The organism is Nocardia neocaledoniensis (assembly GCF_029868625.1).
Lineage (GTDB): Bacteria > Actinomycetota > Actinomycetes > Mycobacteriales > Mycobacteriaceae > Nocardia > Nocardia neocaledoniensis_A.
This window is the reverse complement of record NZ_JARWOJ010000286.1, coordinates 1-10,022: the sequence shown is the minus strand read 5'-3', so window position 1 is coordinate 10,022 and position 10,022 is coordinate 1. Positions and strand designations below refer to the sequence as shown.

The 10,022-nt window shown below is 67.3% G+C and carries 9 protein-coding genes; all 9 read left to right on the top strand.

The genetic code is table 11. From position 1 onward, the window contains the following. Positions 1 to 428 (top strand): hypothetical protein (locus QH270_RS21820; RefSeq protein WP_280345527.1); only part of this gene is annotated, 428 nt, incomplete at its 5' end. Between the two features lie 10 nt (positions 429 to 438). Beyond that, complete coding sequence (locus tag QH270_RS21815) at positions 439 to 1,239, top strand: hypothetical protein (RefSeq protein WP_280345524.1); 801 nt, start codon at positions 439 to 441, stop codon at positions 1,237 to 1,239. Next, positions 1,236 to 2,672 carry a hypothetical protein gene (locus QH270_RS21810; protein ID WP_280345521.1) on the top strand — a complete coding sequence of 479 codons (1,437 nt, stop codon included), beginning with the start codon at positions 1,236 to 1,238 and terminating at the stop codon, positions 2,670 to 2,672. The genes QH270_RS21815 and QH270_RS21810 overlap by 4 nt, the downstream gene beginning before the upstream one ends. Beyond that, positions 2,669 to 4,141, top strand: a complete 1,473-nt coding sequence (locus tag QH270_RS21805; protein ID WP_348537678.1) for an SCO6880 family protein — start codon at positions 2,669 to 2,671, stop codon at positions 4,139 to 4,141. The genes QH270_RS21810 and QH270_RS21805 overlap by 4 nt, the downstream gene beginning before the upstream one ends. A gap of 233 nt (positions 4,142 to 4,374) precedes the next feature. Next, a complete protein-coding gene (locus QH270_RS21800; protein WP_280345516.1) occupies positions 4,375 to 5,865 on the top strand; it encodes a hypothetical protein in 1,491 nt (496 codons plus the stop codon). 193 nt (positions 5,866 to 6,058) lie between these two features. After that, the gene (locus tag QH270_RS21795) at positions 6,059 to 6,640 is read left to right on the top strand and encodes a hypothetical protein (protein ID WP_280345513.1); all 582 of its coding nucleotides are present in this window, start codon (positions 6,059 to 6,061) and stop codon (positions 6,638 to 6,640) included. A gap of 403 nt (positions 6,641 to 7,043) precedes the next feature. Beyond that, on the top strand, positions 7,044 to 8,534 hold the full coding sequence (locus tag QH270_RS21790) for a peptidoglycan DD-metalloendopeptidase family protein (protein WP_280345509.1): 1,491 nt from the start codon (positions 7,044 to 7,046) through the stop codon (positions 8,532 to 8,534). Between the two features lie 10 nt (positions 8,535 to 8,544). Then, positions 8,545 to 9,108, top strand: a complete 564-nt coding sequence (locus QH270_RS21785) for a hypothetical protein (protein ID WP_280345508.1) — start codon at positions 8,545 to 8,547, stop codon at positions 9,106 to 9,108. A gap of 70 nt (positions 9,109 to 9,178) precedes the next feature. After that, positions 9,179 to 10,012: a hypothetical protein gene (locus QH270_RS21780; RefSeq protein WP_280345506.1), complete on the top strand. Its 834-nt coding sequence runs from the start codon at positions 9,179 to 9,181 to the stop codon at positions 10,010 to 10,012. The last annotated feature ends 10 nt before the right edge of the window (positions 10,013 to 10,022 follow it).

Here is a 10,022-nt window from a genome sequence, read left to right as displayed (position 1 = left end):
TGATCGACGGTGCGACCGCCACCGACTTCGACCGGTCCCCGGCCGGCGCCGCCCTGGCCGCGATCCACACGACCGTGCGCATGTCGGTCGCACCCGACAGCGGATGGGCGGCGGTCGGGCACCGCATGATCGCCCCCGGCCCAGGCCGCGATGCCTGGGCCACAGCACGCGCACAAGTCTCGATCACCACCCCGGCCACCGACACGGTGCCCACCATCCTCGGCTACCTCGTCACCGCCTACGCCGACACCGAAGCCCAGGTCCACACCTTCTCCCGCTACCCGGACAACTCGACAACCCGCAACACCGCCACCGTCATCTGGGCCCCCGACGGGTGGCGACTGCGCCTGCCCGACACGGTGACCGAAAGCCCGGTCACCGCAGTCGATTCCGCCCCCGCTGACATGGTCGCCCTGCCGAGACCCTGAGGACCAGCTGATGCGTGCCACTCGAACCCTAGTCCTGCTACTCAGCATCATCACCGCCGTCGTGATCACCGTCTTCGTCCTGACCGTCACCGGCGACGGCAACACCGACACCACCCAACCCCCTGCCAAGAACGGACAGGGCTCGACGACCGCAGTGCCATCAACGGCATCGTCAGCGGCGCGTCCGCCGACGGTCGACATGTTCGGCAACCGCCTCGAAGCGCCAGCGGAGGAAGCTGGTGCCGTCTTGCCGCAAAGCGCGCGGGACCGTGTCGACCCGGCGCGACCGGACTATCTGAGCGCACCACCAGCGCGGTTGCAGTGGCAGCGCATCTGGGGCGGCGCCGCGGTCGCGGTATCGGGCAGCGACGGCCCTGCCCGCATCGACACCGGTGTTGCGGAAGGGTTCGCGCGCACACCGCAAGGGGCGGCGTTGGCGGCGTTGGATGCGGTCGGGCGGGTCTATGCCGCGCCGGACCCGATCTGGCGAGATGTCGTGGGCGAGCGTTTCTATGGCGGCGGACAGGCGTTGATCGACCGGTTCGCGCGGTCACGGGCAGACACCCCGGGCGCAGCGCGCTACGTGACCGTGCCCGAAGGTGTGCGGATCCAACCGGGCTACCGCGACGACTTGGCCGTCGTGCAGCTCGCGGTCCGTTCCACGACCGGATACGCCATTGCGACCTGGCCGATGGTCTGGGTCGAGGGCGACTGGCGCGTCCGGGTACCTGACGACGTCGAAAGCCTGTGGCGCCCAGCGACTCCGACCGCGTCGGTGGCCGGGTTCGGTGATTGGAAGGTCCGATCATGAACAGTTTTCTCGACGCTGCGGCGCCGCTGGCGGCAGGGCCAGCGCGAACGCAGGTCCCCGATGTCGCCTGCACTGTGCTTCCGGGAGTGCGGGAGGCCTGCCAGTTCGGCGGCGTCGCCGCAGACCTAGCGGGTGACTCCGTGGTCGATGGGCTTGTCAACATCCTGCTAACAGCCTTGGCGAATCTCCTGAGAATGGGGATGACGTGGTGGACGAAATTTCCGTCGCCGCAACTGTCCTCCTCGGCCGGACAGCCCGCTCCTGTCCTCACGCAGATCAGGGACTACACCGTCGGTCTGCAGGTGGTGCTCTTGACTGCGGGAATCATGTTCGCGGCGGCACGGCTGGCTCTGGCCAAACGTGGTGGCGTGGCGGGAGAAGCGCAGGAGAGTTTCCTGATGCTCGCTCGTGCCATTTTCGCGTCGATGACCTTCGCGACGCTCATCACGGTAGGCACGAATGCCGGAGACCAGTTCGCCAACTGGGTGATCTTCGACGCTACGCGCGGAGACCTCGAGAACGCGATCGGCCGGATCCTCGACCGCGACATCACGGGCGATCTCGGGCCTGGGATTCTTCTGCTCGTCGGTCTGCTCGGCGTGATCAGCATGCTGGTTCAGTTGGTCATGCTGGTGATCCGGCAGGCGTTGCTGGTCGTGGTCGTCGCGGTGATCCCGTTGGTCGCCGCCGCATCCGGGTCTTCGGCCGGCTCGCAAGCTTACAAACGCCTTCTGGCGTGGTCGCTGGCATTCGTGCTGTGGAAGCCGGTCGGGGCCCTGGTCTATGCAATCGCGTTCACCGTCCTCGGCACCGAGGAACAGACCGATCCCCAGCTGATGCTGCTCGGCCTGATCTTGATGCTGATGAGCGTCATCGTGCTTCCTGCGCTGATCCGGTTGATCGCACCCGCAGTGGCCACCCTCGGTGGTGGCGGCGGCGCGGCATCGGCGTTGGCCGGTGCCGGTGCCGGGATCGCGATGTCGGCGGCCGGCCGCCGGGGGTCACAAGCCAGAAAGGTCTCGGAGGCCGAAAGGTCTGGCTCGTCGCCAGGGTCGTCGAGCCCGAGCGGGTCGTCCTCTCCGCCGGGCGGCACCGGTGGGGCCAGACCGATGGCGGCGAATTCAGGCTCGCCACCCGGAGGATCAGCCCCCGCATCGGGCGGTGGCGCGTCCAGATCTGCGCCGGCAGGCGGGGGTGGTTCGAGCGCAGGTGGCTCGAGCGCGGGCCGTGCCTCCGCCGCCGGTGCCGGTGGGTCGGGCAGTGCCGCGGCCACAGGTGCGATGGGTGCGGGCCCTGCGGGTGCGGCGATGTTGGGAGCCCAGCTCGCGGTCGGTGCGCTGCAAGGCATCGCGTCCACCGCTCAACGTGCCGTCCCGGAATCGTCGGGCCAGTTGGATCCGGACTCGCTCGGGCCCGGGGAGGTCCGCCGATGAGCACACGAATGTATGGGCGGTGGGAACAGCCGCGCTCGGCCGGGTTCTTCGGATTGACCTGGGGCGTGTCGCTCCTCGGACTCGGCCTGGTGATCACGGTGATGGTGTCGTTCATGATCACCCGCTCCCTCGGATTCGCTGGAGCGGTCCTGGCCGGGGCGGCGGTGGTGTTCGTACCGCTGGCGGTGACCCGCAACGGGCGTACGGGGTGGGAGCTGTTGCTGTTGCGGGTTCAGTTCGCGCGTGCGCGTTCTCGCGGTGAGCTGACCTACCGTTCGGGTCGGTTCTCCCGCCTGCCGGGGCTAGCGGAATTGCCGGGCTTGCTGGCTGATTCGCGTTTGACCGAGTATGAGACGCCGGGTGGGAAGCGGTTCGCGATGCTGCATATCCGGCACAGCGATCACTACACAGTGGTCGTGCGGGTGATCCCGCGCGGCAAGGAACTTGTCGATCAGGCCCAGATCGATTCCTGGGTCGAGGGATACGGCCAGTTCCTGGCCTCACAGAGCCGCGGCGGTGAAGTGGTGGCGGTGACCGCGGTGCTGGACAACGTGGTGGAAACCCGGTTGAAGCAAACCCGGGAAGTCACCCGGCTGATCCGCCCGAGTGCCCCCGATTTCGCCAAGGCGGTGATGACCGAAGCGGCTGCCGATAGCGGCGGGGTGGGGGTGCGGATCGAGGCGCGGATCGCGATCACTTATCGGGCGATCGGCAAGGGCCGTATCCGCCGTGATCAGGCCGAGCAGGCCCGTGAGATCGGGCAACGCCTGCAATCGGTGTTGTCCCAGCTCGCCCGCGCCGGCCTGCCCGCCACACCCCTGCAAGCGTGGGAGGTGCTGGGATTGGTGCGCAGCCGGTTCGACCTGGCCTCTCAGCGTGATGTGGAGGCGGCGGGGGCGCGGATCGTGGAGTCGCAGTCGTGGGACTCGGTCGGCCCGCTTGCCCATCAGGATCGGTGGGATCACTACGTCCACGACGGGGCCCGCTCGATCACCTGGGAAATGGACGGCGCACCCCGTGGCGCGGTGATGGAAACAGTCCTCGAGGAACTGCTCCGGCCGCGCCCGGACGTTCCACGTAAGCGGGTCGCGATCGTCTACCGCCTGCATTCGGCAGCAGAAGCGACGTCGCTGGTCGATTCGGACTTCCGTGACGCGGTCGCCGCCGAACAGACCGAACGCGGCATCTCATCAGCGGCGGCGCGCATCCGGGTCGGCAACACCTCCGCTGCCCGGGAGGAGCAAGCTCGCGGGGCGGGGTTGACTTTGTTCGGGGTGTTGGTGACGGTGACCGATCACCTCGACGCGGATCTGCCCGGTATCGAGGCCTCGGTCAAGGGGATGGCGGCGGCGTCACGGTTGACGGTGCGCCGCTGCTACGGCTACCAAGCCGCCGGCTTCGCCGCCTCGCTCGGGATCGGGCTGATTTTGCCCGAGCACGCCTCCATTTCCGAGCGGGTCTCGGGATGACCGGGCACGCGAACGGCTCGCCGGGCCGAGACAAGCCCGCGAGAACCGAAATCATCGAGGGCATCAGGGTTCTGAGCAGAACCCGCCGCGCGGAAGTCGAGGTCGCGGCCACGCAGGTCGGGTTGCGGGGGCGGCGGGCTCGGATGCTGCTGTCCAGTGACGATCATCGCCGCGCGACCGCGGCGCGGCGCCGCGAGGGTGCTGCTGGGGATGGGTTCGATCTTCTCGCGCCGGTGTTGACCGACCGCGGCTACGTCGGTGCTGGGGGTGGGCGTGCGTCGGTGGTGCCGCGCACCCCGGAGTGGCGTGCCACGACTGTGCAGGTGGCGGGGTTGTGGCCGTTCTGTGTCGGGGCCAGCGCCCCGACCGCGGGTGTGCCGGTCGGCAGTCATTACATCACCGGTGCGCCGGTGCATTTCGATCCGATGTCGTGGTTTTTGCGGGGGTTCATCACCGCGCCGATCGCGTTTGTGTTGGCGCTCAACGGGTTCGGTAAGTCCTCGCTGATCCGGCGCATCATGACCGGCGCTGTGGCGGCGGGGGAGACCGTGCTGTGCATGGGCGACACGAAAGGCGAGTACCGCGACCTGGTCGAGCGTCTCGGCGGCCAGGTCGTCGATGTCGGCTACGGCCACGGCACCATCAACCCCCTCGACGTCGGCGCCCTCGGCGCCGTCATCGCCGCCCTGACTGATGCCGATCAGCGCACTCAGGTGATGGCACGGGTCGAAGCGGGGCAGATCAACATCGTCGCCGGGTTGATCGAGCTGGTGCGCGGTGCCCGGGTCGAGGACTACGAGGAAGTGTTGCTCGCTGCCGGTCTGCGCGAGCTCTACAGCCCAGCTGGTGGTTTCACCCACGAGGACCCGCCGCTGCTGGAAGACCTGCTGGCGGTGATCTCGGCGGGCGGGGAGCGGCTGCGTGCGTTCGCCGAGGAAGACGACGAAATCTCCTACCGGACAGCGACGAAACCGTTGCGCCGGTCGATGCGGGCTTTGGTCGAAGGACCGTTCGGGGCGATCTTCAACGGCCCCACCTCGACGCGGCTGGATCTGTCGAGTCCCGCGATCTGCATCGACATCTCCCGCATCCCCGAAGGCGACACCAAACTGCTGGCCGCCGTGCTGATGACCTGCTGGTCCGACGGTTTCGGCGCGGTCGCCGCCGCCCACGCCCTCGCCGACGCCGGGCTGGCCCCCGCCCGGACGTTCGAGGTGGTGATGGATGAGATCTGGCGGGTGCTCGGCGTCGGGGAATTCATGGTCGACCGCGTCGACGCACTCACCCGGCTCAACCGCGGCTTGGCGACCGGGTTGATCATGTGCTCGCACACCATCAAAGACCTCGCCGCCTTCGATTCCCCCGCCGCACAAGCCAAAGCGCTCGGGTTCTTCGAACGGGCCCGGGCGAAGATCATCGGCCCGGTCGGCCCCGAAGAAGCCCACCGCATCGCCGCGGTCGCGGGGATGACCGACACCGAGAAACTGCTGGTCACCTCCTGGGCAGCGCCACGCCCACCCAGCGACGACGACCTCGACACCACGCGCCGTGAGATACCGCCGGGCACAGGGTGTTACCTGCTCAAGACCGGGGAAGCCGAGCAGCCCGGTATCCCGTTCCGGATGGTGTTCACCCCCACCGAACGCGACTCCGAGGTCCACAACACCAACCGCCGCTTCGACAACCTCGGCCAAACCTCCGCCGGGTCGGTGAACCCGCCATGAGTACCGGTCCGACGATTCGCAGCGCCCTCGCAATTCATCGGCACCCATTGTTCACGCGCGAGTCTGGTGCCGGGTCCGGGTTGGTGTATCAGCGCCTCGAAATTCTTTCCCAGAAATCGAATCCATTGGAGGACAGAGTGTATCGCCCCCACAACGAGCACAACACCGCCACGACTGAATATCAGGCAAGTCGATGAACGAGCCAATTGATTTCGTCGTATTGCAGATGGGCCGCACAGCCGTTTACGGGCGAGGTGATGTCGAGGACATGATGGATGTGCTCGAGGTCGACCGGCTGCGCATGCGAATGTCTTTGGCCGATCGGGTCCAGGTCTGGTACGTCCCGCACGCGGAGGCAGCGAACCCGCTCAGCGAGCAGATCCTGACCCGCCTGGGATACCGCGATCCGACGGGCTGGACCGGGCCGATCGCCCTCACGACACGCACCGAACCATTCGACACCGCTGCACCGTTCGCAGATGACGTGCGTGAGCTGGTGAACGAGGTGGTCACCACCACCGGTGGCGTTGTCGCCTATGCCGCCGCCTCAGGTGAGGGTCCGACCGAGAAGGCCAACATGAGCATCGTGGTGAGCGCGCGCGACCGGTCAGTCGACGCCGGTGACGCTATAGAACCGCAACCGGGAATCGCGGAGGCCGTGAATGCCGCTCTCGGAGACAGTGGCCCAGATGTGGAGGCCCCCGACCACGCTGAGGCCGACGTAGCACAGCCCGGATCTACCCACGACACCGCAATCGGCCCGGATTTCGCCTGACGAAATCCGGCTGGCCATTCGCTACCGCAGACGAGTAATTCGCGCACACCCATTGATAGGTGAGAACACAATGAAACCAAATTTCGACACATCAGCGAGAACGGCATGGTTCGCGCACGAAACACCGCGTGGAAAATCCCGTCCGGGCGACGCTGACAGAACTCGCGATGAGCACCGTTGAGCATGGTCGACGTCGATATCGCGCCCCCGCCGTCCGCACTTGCGCCACGTGCTCAGACCTGGTGGGCCAATGAGTGGCGCCGCGCGGGCAACGACCGCGGTCGTGGGTGCGGTCCTGCTGCTGGTGCTGCTGCTGTTCGCCGGCAGCGCCCAGGAGCGGGGCTGCCCACCGACCACAGCGACGAACCAAGCGCCCTCATCCGGTACTGCGAGGACGATGCCGATGACTGAGGGCACCTACACCCTGACCTCAGGTTTCGGAATGCGGTGGGGCACACCGCATCAAGGCCAAGACTTCGCCGCCGCACCCAAGACCCCGATCTACGCCGTCGCCGACGGGGTCGTCGTGCGCGTGGGCGAGGCCAGCGGGTTCGGGATCTGGGTGGTCATCGACCACAACATCGACGGCGAGATCGTGTCCTCGGTCTACGGGCACATGTTCGCCGACGACGTCTACGTCACACAAGGCCAGAACGTGGGGATCGGGCAGCGGATCGCCGGAGTCGGCTACAACGGTCAGACCGTCCCCGCAGGCCCAGACGGTGCACACCTGCACCTCGAAATCTGGACCGGCGGAGGACGATTCGGCGGCGGCACCGCAATCGATCCGATGCCGTGGCTGCACGATGGGTCGGCGCCGACCAGCCCGGTCGGATCGACCGATGCCGGATCGTCGACGGCGCCTACCCCGGGCGAAGGCGCGGTGATCGAAGCCGGAACAGCAGCAGGGACCGAGTTGGCGCCGATGCCCGCGTCAATCGGGTCCGAAGACCGTTTGCAGGTCGACACGATCCGTCTGGCACGCACCATTGTTCAGCAATTTCCACAGGTCCGCGATATCGAGGGGCACCGTAAGGACGACCTGCCTGACCACCCGAGCGGGCGGGCGATCGACATCATGATCCCCGACCCGATGTCGGGTCAAGGCAAAGCACTCGGTGATCGGATCGCCGACTTCGTGGTCACCAACGCTGCCGCGTTGCGCATCGACTACCTGATCTGGCGCCAGACCTACCGCTCGGCCACCGGCGAGTCCAACCTGATGGAAGAACGCGGCAGTGTGACGGCGAACCACTTCGATCACGTTCATGTCACCACGCTGGGTGGCGGATACCCCGACGGCACACCGATCGGCCCGGTCACCACGGACTCCGCGGGGGCTGCGACCACGACCGTGTGCGGGCCCGCCCTCGGCGACACCGACCTGAACCCCGGCACGGTCCCCGAGGAACTGCTGCCCTGGTACCAGCTGGGTGGAACCGTGTGTCCGCAGATCACCTCGCCGTTGCTGGCGGCACAGGGCAAACAGGAATCCGGGTTCCAGCGGGGGCTGACCTCCCCGGCGGGTGCCCAGGGGTTAGCCCAGTTCCTGCCTGGGACCGCGACCGCGCTCGCCTCCGACGGGCAACCGTATGTGATCGACGCCGACGGCAACGGGGTCGCGTCGGTATGGGACGACGGCGACGCGATCATCGGGCAAGCCCGCTACATGTGCGACATCGCCGACAAAGTCGACACCTGGATCAGTGAAGGCAAGGTCGTAGCCCCCAACGGGGCCGCCGAGCTCTACCTCGCCGGCTACAACGCCGGCGAACATGCCGTGCTGCGTTCGGGTGGATTCCCTACGGGCTCAGCGGATTACGAGATTCAGACCCGCCCGTACGTGGCCAACATTCTCGCGATGGCCACGCAAATGGCGACGACGCTGAGCTGAGGTCACCATGATGAAGCGTCTACCTCTCGCCGCTGTGATCGTCGGTATTGCGGCCGTCCTGATTGTGCTCATCACGGTACTGACAGGCGGCGCCGAGGAATCCGGGCCCGCGCCCGATACGCACACCCCTGGTGCCGCCCACGTGGAAGGGCCCGAGCCCGAGGACGCCGATGCGGTGACGGTCACCCAGATGGGTTTGGCGGCAATGTTCTCCTGGCAGCCTCGCACCGATCCCGGCCCAGGTGCCGGGTTGGTTCGTGCCGCGCAGTGGCTTACCGGCGAACTGGCCGCCTCGGCGGCGAGCAGCGGTCCCGCGAGCGTGGCGGCGCCGCTACCGGAATGGGCGGCGTGGCGCGACAGCAACGACATCGTCACCGCCCTGGTCGACGCCGAGCAAGGACAAACCACTGAGATCGGAACAACGGTCACGGCGACGGTGACCCAACAGGTGCTCCACCGCGACGGTTCCACCACGATGTACCGGCGGATGCGGGTGACCGTCACGGTTGCTGAAACCCCGCAGGGGTGGCGGATGTCGAGCTACCGCATCACCTCGGTGGCCGATCATGGTTGAGCGCACAACATCCCCGGATCCCATTAGCCGGGCGCTGGTCGCGGCACCTCACCATCTCGAAGGTGGTGGGGTGGTGCTGCTGCATCGTCGGATGGCGGCGCTGATCCATAACGTCAGCGTCGATCTGAGGCAGTTGGCGCGGGAACCCCACAACCGCACCAAGACGTTTCGGGATCTGTCGGTCGTCGGGCGCGTCGTGCATGAACAAGCGGTGGCGATCGGTGTACCCGCCAACTGGATCGCTCACGCGAAGAAGTCTGGTCAGCAAGGACGCAGAGCAACCGACGCAGTTTCGCTGCCGCCACGCCGTCCGGTGGCACGGTCGCTGCTGATCGCCCAGCTCCACCACCAGGTCGACACACTCTCGACCTTGGCCGCGGTTCGACCGGTCCGCCGCGACCACGCCACCATAACCGTGCAGGCAGCCGGCAAGTTGACCGAGCATCTGCGGTTGCAGTGGTTGCGGGTCGCGATGGTCGCCACCGCCCTGGACGTCACCGAGGCCGAAACCAGCGGTTGGTGGTCGCTCGAGGCGGCCGACTGGCAAGCCCGCCTGGACCAGATCTCGCAGCAGTCGGCACCCGATCAGGGGCGTCAATGGCGCGAACTCACCCACGTGGGCCGGGTCCGTGAAGGGCGGATCCGGGTCGCGGCGATGCGCATGGTCGGAATCGACCTCGCCCACAGCGCACCCCACCAACTGCCCCCAGCCCCGCACCTGCTCGAAACCGCCGCCGAAACCACCTGGCACACAGCCCCTTCAGAACCCGACGGTGGCGCGGGGATCGGTGCCGCGATCGCCGCCACCGGCATCGAGGACAGCTACGGCATCGCAGACGGCGACCTGTTCGACCTTCCGCCTCCTGGCGAGGTTGCGCACCCACAGCTCGAACCAGATTTCTGACCGATCGCTC